Annotated in this window: 20 protein-coding genes and 1 pseudogene; 10 read left to right on the top strand and 11 right to left on the bottom strand. The window is 47.6% G+C overall.

Annotation, left to right across the window (positions count from 1 at the left end):
- Positions 1-2: 2 nt before the first annotated feature.
- The 5 genes from F0Q32_RS04890 to F0Q32_RS04870 form a co-directional block, all read right to left on the bottom strand.
- A complete protein-coding gene (locus F0Q32_RS04890; protein WP_001721479.1) occupies positions 3-641 on the bottom strand; it encodes a hypothetical protein in 639 nt (212 codons plus the stop codon).
- Entirely contained in the window at positions 631-831 is a 201-nt protein-coding gene (locus F0Q32_RS04885) for an AlpA family transcriptional regulator (RefSeq protein WP_000281555.1), read from the bottom strand. The genes F0Q32_RS04890 and F0Q32_RS04885 overlap by 11 nt, the downstream gene beginning before the upstream one ends.
- Positions 832-973: 142 nt before the next feature.
- Entirely contained in the window at positions 974-2,110 is a 1,137-nt protein-coding gene (locus F0Q32_RS04880; RefSeq protein WP_001721477.1) for a site-specific integrase, read from the bottom strand.
- Between the two features lie 142 nt (positions 2,111-2,252).
- Entirely contained in the window at positions 2,253-3,383 is a 1,131-nt protein-coding gene (locus F0Q32_RS04875; RefSeq protein ID WP_149462187.1) for a hypothetical protein, read from the bottom strand.
- Between the two features lie 506 nt (positions 3,384-3,889).
- Positions 3,890-5,122, bottom strand: a complete 1,233-nt coding sequence (locus tag F0Q32_RS04870; protein WP_149462186.1) for a hypothetical protein — start codon at positions 5,120-5,122, stop codon at positions 3,890-3,892.
- 306 nt (positions 5,123-5,428) lie between these two features.
- Here F0Q32_RS04870 and F0Q32_RS04865 point away from each other — a divergent pair, with 306 nt between their 5' ends.
- The 7 genes from F0Q32_RS04865 to F0Q32_RS04835 all read left to right on the top strand — a co-directional run bounded on the left by F0Q32_RS04865 (position 5,429) and on the right by F0Q32_RS04835 (position 15,495).
- On the top strand, positions 5,429-6,952 hold the full coding sequence (locus F0Q32_RS04865) for a type I restriction-modification system subunit M (protein WP_094888002.1): 1,524 nt from the start codon (positions 5,429-5,431) through the stop codon (positions 6,950-6,952).
- Positions 6,942-8,117 carry a restriction endonuclease subunit S gene (locus tag F0Q32_RS04860; protein ID WP_149462185.1) on the top strand — a complete coding sequence of 392 codons (1,176 nt, stop codon included), beginning with the start codon at positions 6,942-6,944 and terminating at the stop codon, positions 8,115-8,117. The genes F0Q32_RS04865 and F0Q32_RS04860 overlap by 11 nt, the downstream gene beginning before the upstream one ends.
- Positions 8,114-8,797: a YecA family protein gene (locus tag F0Q32_RS04855; RefSeq protein ID WP_149462184.1), complete on the top strand. Its 684-nt coding sequence runs from the start codon at positions 8,114-8,116 to the stop codon at positions 8,795-8,797. Before F0Q32_RS04860 ends, F0Q32_RS04855 begins: the two co-directional genes overlap by 4 nt.
- On the top strand, positions 8,742-10,604 hold the full coding sequence (locus tag F0Q32_RS04850) for a cold-shock protein (RefSeq protein ID WP_255475141.1): 1,863 nt from the start codon (positions 8,742-8,744) through the stop codon (positions 10,602-10,604). Before F0Q32_RS04855 ends, F0Q32_RS04850 begins: the two co-directional genes overlap by 56 nt.
- Positions 10,605-10,674: 70 nt before the next feature.
- Entirely contained in the window at positions 10,675-13,959 is a 3,285-nt protein-coding gene (locus F0Q32_RS04845) for a type I restriction endonuclease subunit R (RefSeq protein WP_149462182.1), read from the top strand.
- The gene (locus tag F0Q32_RS04840; protein WP_149462181.1) at positions 13,956-14,711 is read left to right on the top strand and encodes a M48 family metallopeptidase; all 756 of its coding nucleotides are present in this window, start codon (positions 13,956-13,958) and stop codon (positions 14,709-14,711) included. The genes F0Q32_RS04845 and F0Q32_RS04840 overlap by 4 nt, the downstream gene beginning before the upstream one ends.
- Positions 14,712-14,797: 86 nt before the next feature.
- A protein-coding gene (locus F0Q32_RS04835) for an IS1-like element IS1B family transposase (protein WP_223844742.1) occupies positions 14,798-15,495 on the top strand; the annotation gives its coding sequence in 2 pieces (ribosomal slippage) (positions 14,798-15,047 and positions 15,047-15,495; 699 coding nt in all).
- Positions 15,496-15,573: 78 nt separating this feature from the next.
- Here the strand turns inward: F0Q32_RS04835 and F0Q32_RS04830 are convergent.
- The 5 genes from F0Q32_RS04830 to F0Q32_RS04810 are packed head-to-tail and all read right to left on the bottom strand — an operon-like array spanning position 15,574 to position 21,272.
- Positions 15,574-16,308, bottom strand: coding sequence for an EAL domain-containing protein (locus tag F0Q32_RS04830; protein WP_105629577.1), 735 nt, complete (start codon positions 16,306-16,308; stop codon positions 15,574-15,576).
- A 20-nt stretch (positions 16,309-16,328) separates the two neighbouring features.
- Positions 16,329-17,369 carry a fimbrial protein gene (locus F0Q32_RS04825; protein ID WP_053275385.1) on the bottom strand — a complete coding sequence of 347 codons (1,041 nt, stop codon included), beginning with the start codon at positions 17,367-17,369 and terminating at the stop codon, positions 16,329-16,331.
- A 12-nt stretch (positions 17,370-17,381) separates the two neighbouring features.
- Positions 17,382-19,988 (bottom strand): fimbria/pilus outer membrane usher protein, encoded by a 2,607-nt coding sequence (locus tag F0Q32_RS04820; RefSeq protein WP_053275384.1) that lies wholly within the window; start codon positions 19,986-19,988, stop codon positions 17,382-17,384.
- A gap of 12 nt (positions 19,989-20,000) precedes the next feature.
- Positions 20,001-20,687: a molecular chaperone gene (locus F0Q32_RS04815; RefSeq protein WP_053275383.1), complete on the bottom strand. Its 687-nt coding sequence runs from the start codon at positions 20,685-20,687 to the stop codon at positions 20,001-20,003.
- A 57-nt stretch (positions 20,688-20,744) separates the two neighbouring features.
- Entirely contained in the window at positions 20,745-21,272 is a 528-nt protein-coding gene (locus F0Q32_RS04810) for a fimbrial protein (RefSeq protein WP_015965675.1), read from the bottom strand.
- A gap of 370 nt (positions 21,273-21,642) precedes the next feature.
- Between F0Q32_RS04810 and F0Q32_RS26735 the strand changes: the two are divergent.
- The 3 genes and pseudogenes from F0Q32_RS26735 to F0Q32_RS04795 all read left to right on the top strand — a co-directional run.
- Positions 21,643-21,705: pseudogene (locus F0Q32_RS26735) on the top strand (IS1 family transposase); the annotation flags it as partial.
- Positions 21,706-21,736: 31 nt separating this feature from the next.
- Entirely contained in the window at positions 21,737-22,705 is a 969-nt protein-coding gene (locus tag F0Q32_RS04800) for an IS5 family transposase (RefSeq protein ID WP_000654811.1), read from the top strand.
- Positions 22,698-22,994 (top strand): hypothetical protein, encoded by a 297-nt coding sequence (locus F0Q32_RS04795; RefSeq protein WP_149462180.1) that lies wholly within the window; start codon positions 22,698-22,700, stop codon positions 22,992-22,994. Before F0Q32_RS04800 ends, F0Q32_RS04795 begins: the two co-directional genes overlap by 8 nt.
- Positions 22,995-23,214: 220 nt before the next feature.
- Here F0Q32_RS04795 and F0Q32_RS04790 read toward each other — a convergent pair.
- The coding region (locus F0Q32_RS04790) for an IS3 family transposase (RefSeq protein WP_149462179.1) at positions 23,215-23,625 on the bottom strand (411 nt) is incomplete at its 5' end.

Raw genomic sequence — 23,625 nt, 5'->3', positions numbered from 1 at the left:
AATCAGGATTTAATGACGTCTACTACAGCTTTGAAAATATCATTTTTGCGAGATTCATTATCTGCATAGATAAAGGAAACGAGTTTCCTGCCTGCTTTAATCAGGATACCACGTTGCGTCTTTTCCACAGACGGGGTAACGTGTGCAGATAACAGACAATGTTCATGTAAATGAAGAAACTTTTTCGAGGCGTAGCCGCCATGTAATCGGGCTTGAATGTCAAGATACATATCATCAAGAGAACCGGGTTCTCCTGATTCACTCAATACTGGATAACCCTTCTTATCAAAAAGGTTAAGGATAGATTTACTATCATGTTCGAACAGGGTAACACCGTAAATGTATTTCATTCGAAAGGTGAGGTAATCGGTGGTGTAGACCTCCTCCTGACGATTGAAATTTTTGAGACGCCTGGCTAATTCATTAAAAACAGCACGAGCAGTAGCCGTGTCCTGCAGGGTGTAGGTATAAAGTACGAAGCCATCTGTGCCGATGAGCTTTACTAAGTTGTCCATAATCGTGATAGCGAGAACTAATGCAAAGGACAGATATTTTTCATCGTTGTCTACAGCTGTGTTTGCTGCTTCAGGAAGAATGTTCAGTGCATTATTAGCATTATTTGCTGTGTTCTTAGTAACCATTTATATCACCTTTAAGTTTGTTTTGACGATGTGCATTTTCCCACTCAACAATATCATCAAGAGAGAATCGTATAGCCCGCCCAATTCTGATGAAGGGCGGGAGTTTTCCTGGGTTGCGCGATATATCTGACGCAACCGTGGATGCGGAAAGATTAAATCTTTCTGCAAACTGCTTAATGGTTAAATACATAAACCTCCGGTTTTAGAGAAGAAGAAGCCACGCGGATTTAATATCAATCCACATTCTTTGATGGCTTAATGCAGGGCCCTGCAGAAGCATGCAATGACAATACCGTCCTTAAACGAGTGTTGCATCAATCACGAATCACAGATCATAGGTTCATTTTTGTGTCATAACTTTCTATGACCTGAGAAACCACTGCGTGCGATGTCGCTGCATTGTGAAAAGCGTAGCGACGGGTCGCCGTGAGTGAATGGTGATTTAGCAGATGGGAAGCGATTGCAATATCCCCGGTCGCCTGTAGTACCCGGGTGGCAAAGGTACGGCGCAGGTCATGCATCCGCAGGTTATCAATGTTGGCATCCCGACAAATACGGGCAAAGGTTGCACGCGGATATGCCAGAGGGCGGGCATTGTCGGTTAGTTGTGGAAAAATGTAAGTTTTGCTGAGCATCAGGTCTTGCTGGCACTGGACAACTGCAATGGCTGGAGGTGCAAGTGGGCAGGTGAAAGGGTGTCCGGACTTTGTATCAGGCAGTATGAGTTGATGCATATCCGGGTGCCAGTACTCCCATTTCAGGGTACATACCTCTCCAATACGCATCCCGGTATAAAGAGCAAGCAATATAGAATCAGCTGCCGGTGTTTGCAGCGCTGTTGCCGCGTCAATAAAGCGCGGGATTTCTGTCGGTGATAGTGTGCGATAGCGAATGTTATTTTCTTTCAGATAGCGGACATGTGACATCGGGGAATGTGTGATCCATCCAGCACGTACTGCCAGAGAGCATATTTTGGACAATATTGCGAGGATACGGTTTACTGTTGACGGACGTAATTTTTCCCGTAAGCCAGCAGCATATTGTTCTAGTTCTCCTGCCGTGATGTCGCGAAGTTGCCGCTTGCCCCAGAACGGGCGAACGTAGAGGTTGAGTTTTGACAACTCTGACTGAGGACTCTTTTTATACAACTGCAAATCCGGTAGCCACAGGTCATTGATGGCCTGTTCCACAGTGAATCGACGGGACTGAACAGCAAGGCGATTTTTATCGGCAAGCAGGTTCATCACATGCTGACGGGCATCCTCAATGCAGAGATGAGGGAATTCACCCAGTGTTTCATATATACGTTGATTTTTGATGGTGGCGCGAAAGGCCAGCGTGATCCGTTTTGGATATACCAGTGCACGCAGGTTTTGGCACTGAATATCACGGTATTCCTGACAACCCGTGAGGGGATGTGGAAGTTGGTGAATTGATTTGTTGCTGAAACGCAGATCCAGAATAGGCATCGTATTTCTCCTGTAAATGACACTGGAAAAATACGATGTGAGGTTATAGTCTGCCAGTTACAGCTTTCACAGTTCATCAGGTGAAAAATGCTGATTCGGATATAATGGCAACACAATTCCATGTCGCCATTATATTAAGAAACTACAGTTTCATGATCTTGTTCGCTATTTTTTCGAAGTAAACCTCATTCTTAAGAAGAGTGATATTGTTAGTTTGAACACCCAGACCACTGGAGGTTGACTGGAAGTTGAGTGAACCACTTATCACGGTGGACTTTCCTGATAAAAATGAAATCAACTCCTTGGAAGATGGTGCCCACTCAGGGTTTAAGAGTAATGCAATGTAGATATATGTCTTACGAAGCAATTGTTCGATATCTTTTTTATACCCCGTAGTGTTTTGCTTACCTTTAATGCAAATTGATTTGATTATGAACTCATCAGGGCTGGTTAAAGGCGTTTTAAACTTATTCAGTGATCCATCGTTATGAATGACTTCATAAGGCAGCATAGATAAAATGATCAATGCAATCATTTTAGGATGATAAAGGTAGTTATCACGAATGATTTTTCCTGCCTTCATTGTATTGAGTGTTGTTTGAATAAATACAAAAAGATATTCAGAGCAAAAGTAACAAAACACAAGCCAGGATAGGTCAATGGCTGGAATGTTAATATCCTTAGGTAGTTTGTATAGCCAGTATTCAGACTTCAAAAAGGTCCTGATTTCAACAGTATATTCATGCATTTTTGCGCTGAAATCAAGCATTGCTACTTGATCTGATTGTTCCGTAACTGTGTGGTCTATAAATGTTAGTGTATTGCACATTTTATCCAGCGTGTTTTGAAAACAAGAAAGGAGTTCGGCATTATTATTACCATTAACCGCAGATGAAAGTTCAGTTTCAATAAATGCATCCAGTAGCATACAGATTTCTTTTGGAATTACATTTTTACGGGATTGCTGTGAATAGAAATGTACTGCCAGTAAATTAAAGGCAGTGCACTCATTTTTTAACCATTGTTCGAGCACTGGGACGTGCTGAAAAAAATTGATATGCTTAGCAGTAGATGCTGATGGAGATAGTACATGAAGAATATCTACAGCAGGCTTCATTTGCAATATTTGATCGGATTCGGTAGTCGTCATTAGTTCCAGTAATTGCTGTTCAGAAAATAGTTTAGACAGGTGATCAATGTCTTTTTGGTATTGGTTAAGTTTTTTTAAATTCCCCGGTACACGGGGTACATTGTTTTTCATTTTCTCGAACATAATTTTATCCTCGTTTGAATTAATGCACTGATTTAAAAAGTAGCATGTCGTGTTAGCGAGGTAATCCTAAAACATGAATGGCAGCAGGGGCAAGCTTGAATCTGCGTAAGGATATGGCTTGAATTTAATGGTGTAATCAGTGAGCTAGAGGCTTATAGCTATTTAAATACAATAAGTTATGACGGTGTGTGGCGGGTGTAAATCGGTTAGTTTTTATGGTCAAAATATGAGCATTGTGAGGTTTGAGATATGATGGTTTTTAAATTACATACAAGTTACCCCTTATGATCAGTATTAATACCAGAATGATACATGCGAGCAGCACCCAATCCTGTACTATTGATGATGACTATACAAGGCTGAAACTTTGAGTCGTATGTTGCCAGGAGGATTAATGTCCACAAGGCCCAGATAGAATGATTTCTCAGATATTAAAGTTGAAACTTATTAACAATATGAGAGGCTGATATTTATTCAGTCTCTCATTTGTTTTTATCGTTTTGAAGTTAAAAGGAAATAAATAATGCCTTCCGCCGCTGAATCAATGTGCTGATTTCCCTTAAATCAGCCTCAATACTACCAACATCACCAAAGACTTCACCTCTAATCTCACTTCGATTTTTCATGAAATTGGTGCTTAATAAGCTTTCTTTTTTTAATGCCATTAATTTTGGTTTTATATCGTTATAGAAGTGCTTATGGCTTACCCTGATGTTATGAATCGAGTAGTAAACTGTTTTATACATCAAAAATATAAGTAACTGGCCGAGAAGGTATTCTTTTTCAATGTATTTATATTGAGAGGATTTTTCGCGTTTCGCCAGGTAGAAAACATGAGGTGCGATGATGGTGGGGATAAAATCCAGTGCTGGAGAGGTTTTGGTTTTTTCTGTTTCTCTTCCGGATTGAAGATGTTGAAGTACAGAGTATACAATGCTTAATATTATGGCATTTCTTATATTATTAATTTCAGTTGGGTAAATATGCAGGTTGCTTATCAATTCTGAAAGGCAAAGTAAAACACCAGTGATGTTAGGTTTTCTGCCAGATATTGTGGTGGTGTTGAAAATGTGGCGATTCTTACGACTTATATTGACAAATTTATGAGTGCAGAACTCTATATGTTCGACGATTTTATCTTGACTATTTTTAATGTATTTTGAAATGTTAGTGATCCGGCCATTCAACGTTAGTTCATCAAGCAATATATCATTTTTAATATTGCGAATTTCATCGCAATGTTCACATTGAGAAACTATCTCATGTAATACATAACTCGAAGTATTGCGGGGTGACGTTGATATGTAATCTAAAATAGAAGGCTCGATTTTGATTTTTTGTTTGTATTTTTTAATGCACTGTTTGATTGTTTTTTGTAGAGTATTTGAGATGTGTTTTTTATATTCTTTTAGAAAATCTTGCTCTAAAAAGAGTGAGGAGAAGATCAACTGCTGGCGAGATAATTTAATCTCAGGCTTGATCAATTTAATCCGAAAAACTCTTCCCTCCAACTCATAGCTGAACATGGAAGATAAGTCATAGTGGGGTGATAAATGTTCGAGTAACGACATTCGTGTATTCATTAGCCGCTTGAATTTATGGTCAGCATACATAAGTGTTTTTTTTATTTGCTCATCATAAAGTGGGCCGATAGCACAGTTGGCAATACTCATTCTATCCGGAGACCTCCAGTCAGCAGGGGAATCACATTGACGGTCATCATTACTATCAAAGGGCATCAACGTTGCCGATTATGGATGATGTCAGCTTCACACACCAGAATGGGTGATATATGGATCATCATTACCCCAACGGCAGTTTTACACCATGGCTAATATGGATGCTATCTTACTAAGATAATTGGTTTTTAGCGAGTGACGAGCCCGGTTGTGTCAGTCTGTCTCATGTCGATATTACGGGGATGATGCAAACCTGAATGCTGCGATATTGGCGTGTCAGGGGAGGCATCTTACGGTATCATTTACCGCAATTTTTAAGATGCAAAGCCCTGCATCGCTAGCTTTTTCTTCAGACCAGGATGATTCATGAACGACAAAATCAGTCAGGACACGATCAACAAAGCCCTGTGGGCCGCGTGTGATACGTTCCGTGGCACCATCAGTGCTGATACCTATAAAGACTTTATCCTTACCATGCTATTCCTTAAGTACATTTCGGATGTCTGGCAGGATCACTACGACGAATATAAAGTGCAATATGGTGATGAGCCGGAACTGATTGAAGCGATGATGGCGAACGAGCGCTTCGTGTTGCCGAAAAGCGCCAGTTTCTATGCGTTGTACGAGCGACGTCATGAGCCGGGCAACGGTGAGCGTATCGATCAGGCGCTGCATGCGATTGAAGAAGCCAACGGCACCAAACTGAAAGATGCCGGGAAAAGTGTCTTCCAGGATATTTCGTTTAACACTGACCGTCTGGGCGAAGAAAAACAGAAGAACACCATCCTGCGTCAGTTGCTGGAAGACTTTGCCGGTGAAGATCTTAACCTGAAGCCAAGCCGTGTCGGTACGCTGGACGTTATCGGTAATGCTTACGAATATCTGATCAAAAACTTTGCTGCCAGCGGTGGGCAGAAAGCCGGGGAATTCTATACCCCACCGGAAGTTTCGGATCTCATCGCTGAACTGCTTGATCCTCAACCCGGTGATACAATCTGCGACCCGGCCTGTGGTTCCGGTTCGTTGCTAATGAAGTGCGGGCGTAAAATTGTCTCAGGACATGATAGCCGCAACTATGCGTTGTTCGGTCAGGAAGCGATTGGCTCCACGTGGTCGCTGGCGAAAATGAACATGTTCCTGCACGGCGAAGATAACCACAAAATCGAGTGGGGCGATACCATTCGTAACCCGAAGTTGTTGGATAAAAACGGCGACCTGATGCTGTTTGATATCGTGACCGCAAACCCACCGTTCAGCCTGGATAAGTGGGGCCATGACGAGGCCGAGAATGATAAGTTTGGGCGTTTCCGTCGCGGTGTACCGCCGAAGACTAAAGGGGATTACGCCTTTATCTCGCATATGATCGAAACCCTGAAACCGGGAACGGGTCGTATGGGCGTAGTGGTGCCGCACGGTGTGCTGTTCCGTGGCTCCAGCGAAGGCAAAATTCGTCAGAAGCTGATTGATGAAAACCTACTCGATGCGGTGATTGGCCTGCCTGAAAAACTGTTCTACGGTACGGGTATTCCTGCTGCAATTCTGATTTTTAAAAAGCAGAAAGTGGATGACAAGGTGCTGTTTATCGACGCCAGCCGTGAATTTAAGGCAGGTAAAAACCAGAACCAGCTCAGCGCAGAAAACATCGAGAAAATCGTCAAGACCTACCGTGATGGCGATAGCGTCGAGAAATATGCCTACCTTGCCAGCCTGAAGGAGATTCAGGACAACGATTACAACCTCAATATTCCGCGCTATGTCGATACCTTTGAAGAAGAAGAAGATATCGATTTACTTGCCGTTCGTGCTGAGCGGGAGGAATTGAAAGCGGAACTGGCGAAATTGGAAACGCAGATGGCGGGTTATCTGGAGGAGCTGGGTTATGGTGCCTAAGGGGTGGAAACGAGTACCGATTAAGGATGTGTGCGAGTCTATAATCGATTGCGTAAATAAAACAGCTCCAGTTGTTGATTATGAAACTCCCTTTAAGATGATTCGTACCACGAATGTACGTAATGGAAGGGTTAATACTGAAGACGTCAGATATGTGACTGAAGACACTTACCTGCAATGGGTTCGACGCGGAAAACCGCAAGTAGGTGATATCATCTTTACACGTGAAGCACCTGTAGGAGAAGCTGGTGTCCTGCAAGATGCTGAAGGTATTTTCCTCGGGCAAAGAACGATGATGTATCGAGCTGATACCTGCCTTTCAGATAACTATTTCTTGTTCTACTCGTTATCAAGTCCCTTCTGCCAGAAACAAATTGAAGATTTTAGCAATGGCGGTACTGTAGCTCATATGAGAGTTCCAGATTGCGGTGAGATATTGATCAATCTACCGCCTTTCCTCGAACAAAAGAAAATCGCCCAAATCCTGTCTACCTGGGATAAAGCTATTTCGGTGACGGAAAAGCTTCTCACCAACAGCCAGCAGCAGAAAAAAGCCCTGATGCAGCAATTGCTTACTGGGAAGAAACGCTTGCTGGATGAAAGTGGGGTGAGGTTTAATGGTAAATGGGAGAAAAAACTTCTTTCAGATGTAGCTGATGTTTATCAACCAAAAACAATATCCCAGTCTATGATGTCTGATTCGGGGTATCCAGTTTATGGCGCAAATGGAGTTATTGGATTTTATCAAGAGTTTAACCACGAAACTGAACAAATAGCCGTAACTTGCCGGGGTAGCACATGCGGCATAGTCAATTGGACTCAAGCAAAATCGTGGATTACCGGAAATGCAATGGTTATCAATACGGATAACTATTCCTACGTGAGTAAAAAATTTCTATTCTATACTCTGAATGGCAGTGATCTGAAGTATTTAATATCCGGTTCCGGTCAACCACAAATAACCGGAAACATTAAAACGCATATCATTAATTTGCCCTGTATCGAAGAGCAACAAAAGATCGCCACCGTGCTGTCCGCAGCCGACGCCGAAATCTACACACTTGAGAAAAAACTCGCCTGCCTGAGAGATGAGAAAAAAGCCCTGATGCAACAGCTACTGACTGGCAAACGTCGTGTTAAGGTCGATGAGGCGGTTGCCGAATGAAACTGACGAAAAGCGGGCCGCTGATTGACCGGGAAATCGACTGGCTGGAAGAGGTGTTGATGAAATACGGCAATGATGACTCTGTGCTCTGTTTCTCTGAGCTGGATGGCTTTCTGACGGCGATTGTCTCTGGCCCGAATACGATTTCCCCTAATACCTGGCTCAGTGCTATCTGGGGGCGAGGTGATTACCACCCTCGCTGGACCACTGAAAAAGAGATGACGCGTTTTGTGGGGCTGTGTTTTCAGCATATGAACGATATCGCTGGCTGCCTGTATGAGGCCCCTGAACAGTTTGAACCGATTTTCAATGGACGTGAGGTGAAGGGGAAGACATATACCATCGTCGAAGAGTGGTGTTTCGGGTATATGAAAGGCCGGTCTCTGGATGACTGGTCAGCCTTGCCAGAGGCCTTACGTCCCTCGCTGGAGGCGATAGCCCTTCATGGTATTGAAAAGAACTTCCCAGTGGTTGAGAAAATGTCACCTGTTCAATTTGAACAGAGTATTACTCTCATTCAGCCTGCGGCACTGGCGCTTTATCAGCACTGGTTGTCGGTGAGAATGTCAGAGGCATCATCTCAGACTGTACCCGTGAAGGGGGCAGAAAAACTGCCCGGTCGTAATGACCCGTGTCAGTGTGGCAGCGGTAAAAAATTTAAAAAGTGCTGCCTGCACTGACAAAGCGGAAGGGGGCTTGTTCATGGCAGTGAACAATCTGGATCGTTCCCGGTGGTACATGGGAAATGTTCTCTGGTTCGGAGGCTATAATAGTAAAACGGATCGGGAGAATAACTTTGGCTTTCTCTTATCAGAGAATGGTAATGAGCTGTTTTTTCATAAGAATGAGATAAGCCGGAACTATACACCTGCTGACAATACACCGGTGCTGTTCAGGGAAGGTATAGGTAAAAATGGTAAGTCTACGGCTTTTAACGTTCACATTCTTGATAAAACAGATGAGGAGACGGCTGAGCTCCTTATTGAATATCTCCGCGCTATTATTGAGGAGGGCGTTGATTTCGCTCGTTGGCGTTATCGTGACTGCGTTATTAATTTCCTCACTCAGTCCTTTGGCGAAAGGGCTATAATTCGGTTAGTTACCAGTGATATAGCTGCTACAAAAGTCTTGCCGCTATTTTTAAAATCACGTAACTACGATAACCAGTTTGCACTTTTCGCCTCTGATAAGAATTTTGATGATTTGACCGCACAACAAATATCTCCTGTGGTCATGCCTTCGTCATTTATCGATAATAACATTGATCAGTTCGCTGTTTGGGTGAAAAGGTGTTCTGCAGCTACGGATTGCCAGGGGGCTTCAACATCGGACATCATCAATGAATTACTCAGCCATATATCTATAAGTGCTATTCTCTACCTGGCTTTTTACGATTGTATAAGTAGCGAGCGGATTCTTGAGCATCGGCATGATGATATAGAGAATTTTGTTCGACGTAGTTTCACGAAAAATAAAATGGATATAAAACCGTTTGTCCGTGATGCCTATCAGCAGAAATTCTCATCGAGAGAGCAATTTTACAAGCATTCCGTGATTAGCCCTTTTACCAGTGCGTATTTGATTAAACAGAAGATGTTCAGAAAAGATTTCAGTTTTGTTAATGATGTTGAATCAAATGCTGAATTTTCTTCTGACCCTGAATACTTTATTCTGAGTAAATTGTTACCGCTGATTGGGCGTAACGATGAACAGTCCGTTCTGAGTATTATTCTGCATGAGATATGGCAGGGAGTGTTGTCGGGTAAAATCCCGGTAAGCCATCCTTCTGTTTTCAAATTGTTCCCACAGTGTAGCTCATTGAAAATTCGTTCCCGGAATTTAAAATTATCCTGTGAAGCATTTCACTGGAATGCAAAACAGTCTGATGGAACGATAGAGAAAAAATACCTTTGTCGTTCGAAAGTCTGCCATGATCCGCAGGTACTACCCGAGCTCAGTCGGGATTACATCGACTTTACTATTTATGACTGGCTTGCGCACTATGGCATGACCTATATGGTTGCAGGAGAACCATCTAAGCGGGATTTCCCAATTAAACTGGCTGGGTATTTCAACCGTATCAGAGAATTACATTCCCGCTTGCATTGCCGAAGTTGTGGGGTGCTGATGGTTCCAGATATGAAATATGCTCGTGTCGAAGTCAGCGTCTGGGATACAAAGTCGAAAGGATTTGTGAAACAACCTTTCCAGGCCGCGTATCGCCTGACCGTCTTTAAATGTGCCAGTCATTCCTGCGAACAGTTTGGTATCGGGTATTACATTAATCACTGTATTGGTTACAAATGCAGCGAAATAATTGACGCCAGAGATTTGCATGAAAAATGTTCAGAAGGACGATTTATTTGTGCATCCTGTGGTTCCTGCTGTACGACGCATCAGGAGAAATTTGGTAATGTAAACAAGGGTGAAACAGAACAGGCCAAGTATGATCGCCTTTACCGGGACTCGCCGTTCTTTTCATCATAAGTCTTCGCTCATTTTTGAGTATGTCCGTACAGACATACAGTTTCACCTCTTAGCCAAGAAGGATTACCGGGTGGATAAGCACTACCAACCTAAATTCCAGGAAGAATACAGCGCCAAAATCCCGGCACTGACGTTACTGACCAGCCTCGGCTGGACGTTTTTACCCCCGAAACAGATTATGGGTTATCGGGGCTATAAACAGGATGAGGTGGTGCTGCGTCCGGTTCTGCGTGAGGCGTTGTCGAAGCGTTCCTTTATGGCGGGCGGTAAAACTTGCCAGTTATCGGAAAAGGCACTGGATAACCTGATATCGCAGGTTTGTTCTCCGGCGCTGAATGAAGGGCTGCTGAAAGCCAATGAGCGGATGTATAACCATCTGCTCTACGGTATCGCCGTCACGGAGTTTGTCGATGGCAAGAAGGTGAACCCCACCATTGCGCTGATCGACTGGGAACATCCGGAAAATAACCAGTTCCATTTTACCGAAGAATTTACGGTATTGCGGTCAGGCGGTGTCGAAACCCGCAGACCGGATATTGTGTGTTTTGTGAATGGTATCCCGCTGGCCGTCATTGAAGCGAAAAGCCCGGCGGGTCACGGCAAGAAAGGGCCAACCATTGACGAAGGGATATCCCAGAGTATCCGAAATCAGCTCAATGATGAAATCCCGCAGCTGTTTGCTTACAGCCAGATATTACTGTCGATTAACGGGCATGACGGGCGCTACGGTACCTGTCATACACCAATGAAATTCTGGGCGGCATGGCGCGAAGAAGATATTACTGATGCGCAGATGTATGCGCTGCGCAACCATAAGTTATCGACTGAACAAATTCATGCGTTGTTTGATCATCGTCCTTCAGCCGATCTCGACTGGTACCAACAGTTAGTAGCCGCTGGTGAACTGGCCGTCAGTGGACAGGATAAGCTGCTTATCAGCCTGCTTTCGCCGGAACGTCTGCTGGAGATGACCCGCTTCTTCACCCTGTTTGATAAAAAGACCGGAAAGATTGTCGCCCGCTATCAGCAGGTGTTCGGGATTAAAAGACTGCTGGAACGCATAAGCACCCGCAGACCGGATGGGGGCAGGGAAGGTGGGGTGATCTGGCATACCACGGGGTCAGGTAAATCGTACACCATGGTTTTCCTCAGCAAGGCGCTGATCCTTCATGACAGCCTGAAGCAGTGTCGCATTGTGGTGGTGACGGACCGTGTCGATCTTGAAGGGCAGCTCAGCGGTACTTTCGCTTCTGGTGGAGAACTGGCCGGGAAGGATGATAAGGCCAAAGCGATGGCGACCTCAGGTCAGAAGCTGGCACAGCAGATTGGCTCTGGTAAAGAACGTATAATCTTTACCCTTATCCAGAAATTTAACTCAGCGACAAAATTGCCTGAATGCGTCAATACCAGCCCCGACATCATCGTTCTGATTGATGAAGGACACCGCAGCCAGGGTGGCGAGAACCATGTGCGAATGAAACTGGCCCTGCCGAACGCCGCCTTTGTGGCATTTACCGGTACGCCATTGCTGAAAGAAGATAAGACCACCAATAAATTCGGGCCGATTGTCCACGCTTATACCATGCAGCGGGCGGTAGAAGATCAGGCGGTGACGCCTCTGCTCTACGAGGAGCGTATTCCTGATCTTGAGGTAAACGACCGGGCAATAGATGCCTGGTTTGATCGTATTACCGATGGGTTAAGCGAAGCGCAAAAAGCCGACCTTAAGCGTAAATATGCCCGTAAAGGTGAGGTTTATAGTGCAGATGACCGCATCCGGCTGATCGCACTCGATATCGCCACACACTTCTCGAAGAATATTGATGAGGGGCTGAAAGGGCAACTTGCCTGTGACAGCAAGATTTCCGCCATCAAATATAAAAAGTATCTTGATGAAGCCGGGTTGTTTGAGTCGGCTGTAGTTATCAGCCCGCCTGATACCCGGGAAGGGAATACCGAGGTGGATGAAAGCAAACTGCCGGAAGTGACGACATGGTGGAAGGACAATGTCGGCACTCAGGATGAGTCCGCGTATACCCGCAACATCATCAGTCGTTTCGATACTGATGATAAGCTCAAATTACTGATCGTCGTTGATAAACTGCTCACCGGGTTTGATGAACCGAAAAATACCGTGCTGTATATCGACAAGCCGCTTAAGTCCCACAACCTTATCCAGGCGATTGCCAGGGTGAATCGACTGCATCCACTGAAAAAGTTTGGCCTGCTGATTGATTATCGCGGCATTCTGGCTGAGCTGGACACGACTATCGGTAAATATCAGGATCTCGCTTCCCGAACTCAGGGCGGATACGACATCAAGGATATTGACGGGCTGTACAGCGCCATGAGCTCTGAATACAAGCGTCTGCCGCATCTGTATAACCAGTTGTGGGCCATATTTTCCGGTGTTAAAAACAAAAATGATACTGAGCAGTTGCGTGCAGTACTGGTGCCTAAAATGGAAGAGCGTGATGGAGAGATGGTCGATATCCATCAGAAAACCCGTGATGATTTCTTCGAGGCGTTAACGGCCTTTGCCGGATGCCTGAAAGTGGCACTGCAGTCCGCTACCTTCTTCACCGACAAGAGCTTTACGGAACAAGACCGAAATCTCTATAAAGAAACCGTAAAACAGATGTCCAGCCTTCGCCAGTGGGCGATGCAGGTAAGTGGAGAGCAGGTCAATTATGACGACTACGCTGAGCAGGTGAAAAAACTGCTGGATAAGCATGTCACCGGCGTTGAGGTTCGTGAACCGGATGGCGTGTATGAAGTCGGTAAAATGGGCAAGAGTGAAAAGCCCGAAGAGTGGGACAACAATAAAACCCGCAATGAAACCGACATCATTAAAACCCGTGTGACAAAGATGATTGAGCAGGAATTGCGTGATGACCCGTATGCTCAGGAGGCATTTTCAAAACTCCTGCGTATGGCTATCGAAGAGGCTGAAAAACTGTTTGACCATCCGCTGAAACAGTACCTTTTGTTCCGTGAATTTGAAGAACAGGTTGAAGCCCGTAAGCTCAGCGATATCCCGGATGCACTGGCGGTAAACAAGCATGCTCAGGCGTATTACGGTGTATTTAAAAAAGAGCTACCTGAGGTTTTTGCGGTAAACGACGTTCAGGTGCAGGATAAGTGGACGAAGCTGGCTTTTGAAGTGGACAGCATTATCGTCAAAGCAGTGGCAGAAAATTCCCTGAACCCACAGGATATTGAAAAAGCCGTTAAGACAAGTCTTTTGCCGCTGCTGTTTACGGCCTGCCGGGAGATGGGTGCCGGAATGAATCAGGTTAACCGTATTGTGGAAACCATCATCCAGATACTGCGCGTTGGTTTGATGAAATCATGAGTGAAAAAGAATCGCCATCAATGAAAGCGTTACGCATTGTCTATGGTGATGAGGTCATCGTCGTACAGTGTTTTCCGCGTCAGGTCGTAAAGGGCAGGGTGCTCATCAAGGTGCATCCCGACTGCCGGGTAGTGGCCTCTGTACCGCCAGAAACACCGGAGCACGAGGTGTTGTCTGCGCTGAAAAAAAGAGGGCGCTGGATATACCAGCAACTGCGTGATTTCAGGGAGCAACAGACACACATTGTTCCGCGTCAGTATGTCAGCGGAGAAAGCCATTATTATCTCGGTAAGCAATATCAGTTGAAAGTGACAGAAGACGCTACTGTGCCGCAACGAGTGAAAATGTTGCGTGGGCGTCTGGAAGTGACTGTCAGACACAAATCGGCAGAAAAGATTAAAGCCTTGCTGGCTGAATGGTATCGGGAACGTGCCAGAGATGTTTTTCAGCGCAGGCTTGATTTACTGATTCCGCAGACCCTTTGGGTCAGTGAGCGTCCTCCGATACGTCTGCGGGCGATGCAAACGCAATGGGGCAACTGTTCAGCAAAAGGCTGTCTGACCCTGAATCCATGGCTGGTTAAGGCATCCTCAGAATGTATCGATTATGTTTTGCTACATGAGTTATGCCATGTTGCTGAGCACAACCACAGTGAAGAGTTTTACCGCCTGATGGGGCAGGTTATTCCTGGGTGGGAAAAGGTTAAGAAGCGACTGGATGGTATGGCTGGGATGTTGTTGGCAGATATGTAGTTTCTAACTTATTCCAATGGGCTCATTTGTCGGTGATGCTGCCAACTTACTGATTTAGTGTATGATGGTGTTTTTGAGGTGCTCCAGTGGCTTCTGTTTCTATCAGCTGTCCCTCCCGTTCAGCTACTGACGGGGTGGTGCGTAACGGCAAAAGCACTGCCGGACATCAGCGCTATCTCTGCTCTCACTGCCGTAAAACATGGCAACTGCAGTTCACTTACACCGCTTCTCAACCCGGTACGCACCAGAAAATCATTGATATGGCCATGAATGGCGTTGGATGCCGGGCAACCGCCCGCATTATGGGCGTTGGCCTCAACACGATTTTCCGCCATTTAAAAAACTCAGGCCGCAGTCGGTAACCTCGCGCATACAGCCGGGCAGTGACGTCATCGTCTGCGCGGAAATGGACGAACAGTGGGGATACGTCGGGGCTAAATCGCGCCAGCGCTGGCTGTTTTACGCGTATGACAGGCTCCGGAAGACGGTTGTTGCGCACGTATTCGGTGAACGCACTATGGCGACGCTGGGGCGTCTTATGAGCCTGCTGTCACCCTTTGACGTGGTGATATGGATGACGGATGGCTGGCCGCTGTATGAATCCCGCCTGAAGGGAAAGCTGCACGTAATCAGCAAGCGATATACGCAGCGAATTGAGCGGCATAACCTGAATCTGAGGCAGCACCTGGCACGGCTGGGACGGAAGTCGCTGTCGTTCTCAAAATCGGTGGAGCTGCATGACAAAGTCATCGGGCATTATCTGAACATAAAACACTATCAATAAGTTGGAGTCATTACCAACCATGCGATAAAGCAAGACGCTTTAGCGCATGGGAATATAGAACAATGAAAACGTACGGAATTAGTGATGGGGCTGGCGGGGGAGATAATTGGCGTTGGAGTGGCCGGCAGTCAGGGCTTCAATACTCTGTTCTTGCCACAGCAATCCCTGTAACGCAAACCATGGCATGTTATCAAGCCAGGCCAGATGCTCCTGCGTTTCAATTCCTTCAACGATCACCTGGTAGTGGTTGGCGCTGAAGTAGTGCAGCAGCGAGGCCATCAACTGCTGTCCGTTTTTCTTTTCACACAGGTTCCACAGCAGATTTTTATCCATTTTGATAAAACGGAACGACTGCATCACCAGTGCGCCAAACCCGGCATAGCCCGCGCCAAAATCATCCAGCCAGAACGAATATTTATCGCCCAGCGCATCGATGGCAGGGTTGCGTTTTACCAGGGTGCTGGAAAACTCGCTCACCTCGAAATGCAGGCAGCCGATCGTTTTTACACAATCGGCAATAAAGTCATCGTTCAGCAAGTGCAGCGTGGCTTCGTCAACATTAATAGTGACCATCACGTCATTTTGTTGAAACCACCACTGATAGCTCTTCACCAGCGCAATTTGCTCTTGCAAAATGCGGGCGCGAAGCTCCTCAGACGCCTCGCTAAAGAACTGCTCTACGGTGATGGCCGTGCTTCCCGGAACCTGCGTGAACCGGGTTAAGCACTCAACGGCAATCATTTTGCCTGCGCGGTCGAACATTGGCTGAAAAACATAGCGCAGTCCGGTTGGCTCGGCGGAAGTCAGCGACATTTTCCGGGAGTGTCCTCGTTTTATTTAAAGGTCACGTCAATATTAGCTGACGCGTTGAATTTGCCTACTTTCGGCGTTGCGCTAAGCCATTTCAGGCTGGCGAGAAAATTACTCTCCACGACGCTCCCGTTCACATAGCCCAGCTCCATTGGCGTGTTCATGTGAATCCAGGTGTTCGGCGAATCGGCGCGGGAAAGCAAAATCCCGAAACCGCTGTTCTGTTCCGGCAGAATGACCTGGTTATCCTGCGTCGGGTAGGTGGTACTGAAGTTCGCCATCAGGGTCTGTTTTTCACAATCCTGGCCCTGACCGGTCAGGTCGGCGCGAATGCTGAACGGCACTTGTTTCTCAATCTTCCCGACCACGGCATTACGCGCCGGGATCGCGCCAAAGTTTACCGTTTCGCCGTTATTGGCTGAGACGGTGATTTTCGGGCTACAGGAGATGAACCTGATATTGCCAAGCCCGGAAACATAAGCGCGGAAGTTGCTGTTTGGCTGGTTGTTTAAGCCGCCTTCACCATCGACCTGGAAGGCGGCATATTTGCTCTGATCGTTAATCACACCGTTGGAAGGCGGTGGGTTGCCGGTTGCTTTGATATAAATAGCGTAGGATGCCGTGATGGTCTGCGGAAGCGCAGGGGGCCTGCACCGTCCACCCGCCGTCCGTCGGCATACTGTACCTGGGCCAATGTCGGTACTTTTGATTTTGGTTGGATCAATATCTGTTCCAAGGAAAGTCACACCGACTTCCAGCGAATTGTGGATAGCCGACATCTTAACGTCCGGATCCCACCACAGGTAGGCATCTTCCCCCTGCGGGTAGTTATTCGTATCCGTGCATTTAAAGGTCGAGGTAAAAGTTTGTGAGCGCCACAACACGGTGCCTGCCGTCAGATTGGCGGTAGAAACGTTGATCTGATGATCCAACGGGATGATCTGCTCGACGCTACCGTCGCTGGCACGCTTACAGGTCAGCGCGTAGCTGCTGGTGGAGAATAGCGCGCCGGACAAAATCAGCAGAAGCAGCCCGGTGCGCGGCAGTGGATTAAAAATCCGCATGGTAAATATCCTTTAGTTCCGGTTACAGGTGATAGACACAACCTGGTAACCACCGGGTTGATCGCGATCGACAGGAGGCAGTTCAGGTATCGGCAGAGTGCAGGACATGCTGTCATCGTCGCCCCATTTCACCCGCAGACGCTCGCCGCTTTCGATACCCGCCACATAGGCTTCGCCGCGCGTGCCGACCACGCCGACGTTAACGCCCTGTTGGTTAAAGATATTGGCGCCAATCATCGGTACAGAGCCGTCTGCCAGTTTGGCGTGGATCAGCAGGCTATGACCACGATGTGTTTCAAACTCGACACGACCAATAGCGCGCTGTGTTGGCACGATATCTTTTGCCGCCAGCGGGATTTCCATTCCGTTACCAATATCAGAAGTACGCAGTGCGACGCGGTTATGGCGATACGGCATTGCAGAGGTCAACACCGCATAGCCAAACCGGTCGATTGCCACCCCTGGCTGGTTTTCCAGACGCACGCCTTGCGCGCCCGGCGCTTTCACCAGCACAAAGGTGTTTTGCAGTGGCTGCGACAGCGTTACGCCGCCAGAGTGTGCCACTACGCCACCAGAGACGTTGAGGGACGTCTGTTGATAGTTGTTGTTGTAGTTGTAGCCCAGCGCCACGTTACCCATGCTGCCCATATAACCCAGGTTTGCTACGCTGGTGTCACCGCCATACTGGGAATGACCACTCTGGACGAAGTAGTTCATGCGGTGGTCATCCAGCAGCGTGCCGCTCAGGCCCGCACTGTAGCCATCGCCGCTCTGTTTACTGTGCGAGGCGTTAAACGACGCGACGGTTTGGTTATCCGGGCTGAAGATGTTGAACGGAATCGACACGCTGACGTTGACGCTGTTGTCGCTGTAGCCATAGTTACTGCGGCTGCTTTGATAGAACAGGCTGTAGTTCACTGAATGGAAGCTGGTGTTGATCCCGGTCTGGATGGTGCGGTCATACGATGAGGTGTTCCAGTAGTTCTGGCGGGTAAAGGTGGCATACAACGACGCCCCGGCCACGTGCTGGTTGACGGTCAGTTCGACACGCTGGCGTTTGTTGTTATAACGCATTGATTCGTAATAACGACGGCGCTGGCTCTGGGTTGCCCATGACGGCGCGCCGCTGTTATCGCCTTCCTGATCGTAATATTCCGTCTGGTAGAAACCGTTTTTCCAGTTGGAGCGTTCGGTCACCGCATCTGAGAAATCATAGAAGCCGGAAGTGGAGTAACGATAACCCGCAATTTGTAGTTCGGTGCCCAGCGCATTCAGGGATTTAGAGTACAGGAAACGGACGCTGGCGCCGCGTTTACTGTCGCCGGAAGCCAGATCGGTGTCGGACCAGGACGCATCGACGGACGCCGCGCCGTAGTCGCCCATATTCTTACCGATACCCAGCACGCCGGAGCGGTAGTTTTCAGCCACGATTATCCCGCCGTACGGGGTGATGTCCCAGCCCGCGCCGTGAGAAACCGTACCCTGAATAAAGTTTGGTTCGTAATCGGTGGTGCCATCGTGATATTTCCCGGCGGTCACCTGATATTCCCAAATCCCTTCACGCAGCATATTCGGCACGGAGGAGTAGGGAAGCGTGAAGTTATGGCGCGTACCATCGGCTTCAATCACCGTGACGTCCAGGTCACCGCTCAGGGTACTGGGGTGAATATCATTCAGGGCAAACGGCCCTGGCGGTACGACGGTGCTGTAAACCGTATAGCCGTTCTGGCGCACTTCCACGCGGGCGTTACTGTTAGCGACGCCGCGCACCACCGGCGCGTAGCCGCGGCGACTGTCCGGCAGCATTTCCGGCACGCTGGAAAGTTGTGCGCCACGGAACTGGAAGCTATCGAAAACGTTGTTATTGGTGTTGCTCTGACCAATTAAGACGCGGCTGCGCCACGGCACAATGTCCGTTTCCGCCCAACTGGACACCGAGTTCCACTGCGCGTTTCGTCCGCTCTCTTTCGAGACGGTTGCGTTGTTGCGAAAGCGCCAGGCACCAATATTGATACCGTTATTCAGCGTCAGGAAGGAGTAGTCGCTATCGTGCTTTTCCCCGTTGCTGGTGTAACGGGAATGGCTACCGCTGTAGGCATAGTTAGAGTATGCGGCGTTGATCCCGTCGTCATACACTTGTGGTGAAATCATTCCCTGCGGGCGCGGTTCAAGCTCGGTTTGTGGAACGGAAATATCCAGCTCCTGCAATGCCGCATTCCAGCTAACGCTGCTGCCGGGGATCCCTTTGACCAGATCGTAACACGCGCTGCTTCCTGCCGTTTCTGGCACCAGAACGCCATATTGACGGAAGCTCTCTGCATCTAAACAAAAATAGCCTGGGGTATTGGGGCCATCTTTTTTAAATTCAACGTCGCGGTGATCGACGCGAACTTTATTCAGATAAATATCAAAGGGATAGTGACCCGGCAGGATATCATCGCTGTTGGATAAGCTTTGCACAAGCGAGGCATTGTCAGCCCCGTGGATAAAAGAGGTATTGAACTGTTCTTCCGCGTTAACAAACGGCGTCGCCAACAATGGCATTGTTGATACGTAAACGGCGCAACGAATTCGTTGCGCCAGACGTCCCGGTGTAGTCCTTATCTTATGGCTGGCCATTGTACTTATCCCTTATTCCAGGCGGATGTCTTTAATTTCCGTGTGTCCGCCAAAATCATTAATAAAGGTGAAAGAGAGCTGATCGGCGATAGACGCGCCGGCCGGTAAGTTGATGCGCAGTGAATCCATCGGATTAACCATATCGGCATTCACTTTCCAGGTTTTGCTGGTGCCATTTTTCAGGGTCAACGTACCAAAAGTGATGTGCAGCGGGCCGTTATTCGTGACCACCAGCTGATTACCTTGTTTACGCCAGCTCAATGCTTCCACTTCTTTTTGCAGGGTGGTTTTCAGCGTGGTTGGACGATAAAAAAGTTTCACGCGAGTGCGTATGGCAATTTGCAGAACGTTCTCTTGTTTTGATGCAGGGGGAATTTCCTGAACGTTAATCCAGTAGACGGTTTCTCGATCGGTCGGTAAGCCTGCGCCAGAGTAGATGAAACGCAAAATAGCGTCTTTATTGCCCGCCAGTTTTAAAATCGGTGGAATTGCCTGCATCGGTAAATTCTTAGGCGTAGCGGATGAATCTCCGGTATCCAGCCAGGTCTGAACCATCCATGTTTCATCCGTATCGTTATGAATGGACAGCGCGGCGGATTTTTCATTGCCGTTATAAATCACACGCGTTTGATCGACCTGGATACCCGCAGATGCCTCTAATGACGCCAGCAGTAATAAGGCTGCTACTATTTTTTTCATTTACCTGTTCCAGTTATATTTTATTAGCCATCCGTGGCTAACATCCGTTATCCGTAATTATTTGTATTCGATGGTGAAGGTTGCGCTGGCGTTTGCGGAACCGGCAGTCACTTTATCCAGGAAGGATTTGTAACGTGCTTTCAGGTTAAAGGTCGCGGTACCGCTGGCATCGCCAGTGGTGGCAACGTTAACCCATGGGGAGCTGGCATCGGCATCCTGGTTAATCGGGATAACTTTTTCGTCGTTAGTCAGAATTTCGATACCAACGCCGCCTGCCTGGTCAACGGACAGCAGGTTTGGGTTACCCGCAACAGACGGGCCATCGAAACGCAGGGAGTAATCACCCGCTTCGCATTTTTCCAGGTTGATGGTGAAGGCTTTAGAGGCGGTAACGTCGCCTTTGGTGGCAAATGCACTGGTAGGATATTTACCAATGAAGACGTCTTTATTCTGGTCGCCAGAGGTCACAGTACAGGTGGATTCGATAATTTCACCGGTAAAATTGACTTTACCATTTACTGCATAAGCATTCATTGCGGATGCGGAAATAATGAGAGCCGCAATCGGCAGCAATTTCTTATTCATTTTAACTCCATGTATTTTCTTTGAAAAACGACATAAGTAGTCAGCACTGAAAGTGAATGCAGTGCAGCCAGGCATGCAACCAGCCAGTGCAGGCAAGTTGAGTGCGATGAAGTTTACCAGAACAGTTTGATTACAAGGATTGTTTTAATATTTTAATGGGTTGTTATTGATAGGTAGAAACAGTTGATTAGAACTCATATTTATGTTTTATCGGAAAAACCCTGGAATATTCGTAAGTTAGGCTAAGTCATTTCCTAAATGAGAATTGATTATATATTGGCATCAATCAATTAAACCGAATACATTGATAGATAAGGTGATGCTGCCAACTTACTGATTTAGTGTATGATGGTGTTTTTGAGGTGCTCCAGTGGCTTCTGTTTCTATCAGCTGTCCCTCCTGTTCAGCTACTGACGGGGTGGTGCGTAACGGGGCTTTGTTGAATAAATCGAACTTTTGCTGAGTTGAAGGATCAGATCACGCATCCTCCCGACAACACAGACCATTCCGTGGCAAAGCAAAAGTTCAGAATCACCAACTGGTCCACCTACAACAAAGCTCTCATCAACCGTGGCTCCCTCACTTTCTGGCTGGATGATGAGGCGATTCAGGCCTGGTATGAGTCGGCAACGCCTTCATCACGAGGAAGGCCCCAGCGCTATTCTGATCTCGCCATCACCACCGTTCTGGTGATTAAACGCGTATTCCGGCTGACCCTGCGGGCTGCGCAGGGTTTTATTGATTCCATTTTTGCCCTGATGAACGTTCCGTTGCGCTGCCCGGATTACACCAGTGTCAGTAAGCGGGCAAAGTCGGTTAATGTCAGTTTCAAAACGTCCACCCGGGGTGAAATCGCACACCTGGTGATTGATTCCACCGGGCTGAAGGTCTTTGGTGAAGGCGAATGGAAAGTCAGAAAGCACGGCAAAGAGCGCCGTCGTATCTGGCGAAAGTTGCATCTTGCTGTTGACAGCAACACACATGAAGTTGTCTGTGCAGACCTGTCGCTGAATAACGTCACGGACTCAGAAGCCTTCCCGGGCCTTATCCGGCAGACTCACAGAAAAATCAGGGCAGCCGCGGCAGACGGGGCTTACGATACCCGGCTCTGTCACGATGAACTGCGCCGCAAAAAAATCAGCGCGCTTATTCCTCCCCGAAAAGGAGCAGGTTACTGGCCCGGTGAGTACGCAGACCGCAACCGTGCCGTTGCTAATCAGCGGCTGAGCGGAAGCAATGCACGGTGGAAATGGACAACGGAATATAACCGTCGCTCGATAGCGGAAACGGCAATGTACAGAATGAAGCAGTTGTTGGGAGATTCACTGACGCTGCGTGACTACGATGGTCAGGTAGCGGAAGCTATGGCCATGGTGCGTGCGTTGAACAGGATGACAAAGGCTGGGATGCCAGAAAGCGTGCGTATTGCCTGAAAATCCAGCCAGCTACAGGGTCGTTCGCAAGAAATCTTATTTATTCAACAAAGCCGTTGAGCTTCCTAATGTTGATGCTGATCGTCGTTTGTTGCGGCCCGCAATGCTTGAGGCTTTGCTGGAACATCAGCCTTTATCACGTTCCGAGTTTGTTGAACGAATACCTCATTATCTGCGGCAAGCAACAGATGTATACGAAGCGCAACGCTTTCTTGACCGAGTCTTGGCATTAATTGATGGCACAGAGGCTGAAGCGAATGATGCAGCGTTTGAGTCTGAATTGGCATAATTAGTTAAAGGTAATAAGAACAGTGACAACTGTCGGACAACGTGAACGCGCAACTCAACAGCGCGTAATCAGGTTTTTTATTGAGGAATTGGGCTATCGTTATCTAGGCGATTGGCACAAGCGTCCTAACAACCGTAATGTTGAGCCTGATTTGCTCAGTCATTGGTTGATTGACCGTGGTGTTGTGGACTGACCCCACGCCCGTAGACAAATTCTGTCCTCACGACGAGGCCTGTTCGAAGGCCTCCGGACTGACGCCGCCGAGGTGACTGTGGCGCCGGGCCCGGTTGTAGAACACTTCAATGTAATCGAAGATATCCGCCCGGGCTAGATCCCGGGTTTTGTATATTCTCTTCCTGATGCGCTCTTTTTTCAGTGAACTGAAGAACGATTCGGCCACCGCATTATCCCAGCAGTTGCCACGCCGGCTCATGCTCGGGACCAGGTTATTAGCCCGGCAGAAGCGCTGCCAGTCGTCACTGCCGTACTGGCTTCCCTGGTCTGAGTGCACGATGACCTCGCCGTCGGGTTTACGTCGCCAGACCGCCATCATCAGTGCATCCAGCGCCAGTTCGCGTGAGAGAGTGGGCTTCATCGACCAGCCCACCACGTTACGGGCGAAGAGATCGAT

It is taken from the genome of Pseudocitrobacter sp. 73, from assembly GCF_008369545.1.
Lineage (GTDB): Bacteria > Pseudomonadota > Gammaproteobacteria > Enterobacterales > Enterobacteriaceae > Pseudocitrobacter > Pseudocitrobacter vendiensis.
The sequence above is the reverse complement of the archived record's forward strand: the minus strand, read 5'-3'. Positions and strand labels throughout refer to the sequence as shown.

Coding starts and splice junctions, on each gene's coding strand:
- F0Q32_RS04890 (WP_001721479.1), bottom strand. CDS start 641: ATGGTTACTAAGAACACAGCAAATAATGCTAATAATGCACTGAACATT.
- F0Q32_RS04885 (WP_000281555.1), bottom strand. CDS start 831: ATGTATTTAACCATTAAGCAGTTTGCAGAAAGATTTAATCTTTCCGCA.
- F0Q32_RS04880 (WP_001721477.1), bottom strand. CDS start 2,110: ATGCCTATTCTGGATCTGCGTTTCAGCAACAAATCAATTCACCAACTT.
- F0Q32_RS04875 (WP_149462187.1), bottom strand. CDS start 3,383: ATGTTCGAGAAAATGAAAAACAATGTACCCCGTGTACCGGGGAATTTA.
- F0Q32_RS04870 (WP_149462186.1), bottom strand. CDS start 5,122: ATGCCCTTTGATAGTAATGATGACCGTCAATGTGATTCCCCTGCTGAC.
- F0Q32_RS04865 (WP_094888002.1), top strand. CDS start 5,429: ATGAACGACAAAATCAGTCAGGACACGATCAACAAAGCCCTGTGGGCC.
- F0Q32_RS04860 (WP_149462185.1), top strand. CDS start 6,942: ATGGTGCCTAAGGGGTGGAAACGAGTACCGATTAAGGATGTGTGCGAG.
- F0Q32_RS04855 (WP_149462184.1), top strand. CDS start 8,114: ATGAAACTGACGAAAAGCGGGCCGCTGATTGACCGGGAAATCGACTGG.
- F0Q32_RS04850 (WP_255475141.1), top strand. CDS start 8,742: ATGACCCGTGTCAGTGTGGCAGCGGTAAAAAATTTAAAAAGTGCTGCC.
- F0Q32_RS04840 (WP_149462181.1), top strand. CDS start 13,956: ATGAGTGAAAAAGAATCGCCATCAATGAAAGCGTTACGCATTGTCTAT.
- F0Q32_RS04830 (WP_105629577.1), bottom strand. CDS start 16,308: ATGTCGCTGACTTCCGCCGAGCCAACCGGACTGCGCTATGTTTTTCAG.
- F0Q32_RS04825 (WP_053275385.1), bottom strand. CDS start 17,369: ATGCGGATTTTTAATCCACTGCCGCGCACCGGGCTGCTTCTGCTGATT.
- F0Q32_RS04820 (WP_053275384.1), bottom strand. CDS start 19,988: ATGGCCAGCCATAAGATAAGGACTACACCGGGACGTCTGGCGCAACGA.
- F0Q32_RS04815 (WP_053275383.1), bottom strand. CDS start 20,687: ATGAAAAAAATAGTAGCAGCCTTATTACTGCTGGCGTCATTAGAGGCA.
- F0Q32_RS04810 (WP_015965675.1), bottom strand. CDS start 21,272: ATGAATAAGAAATTGCTGCCGATTGCGGCTCTCATTATTTCCGCATCC.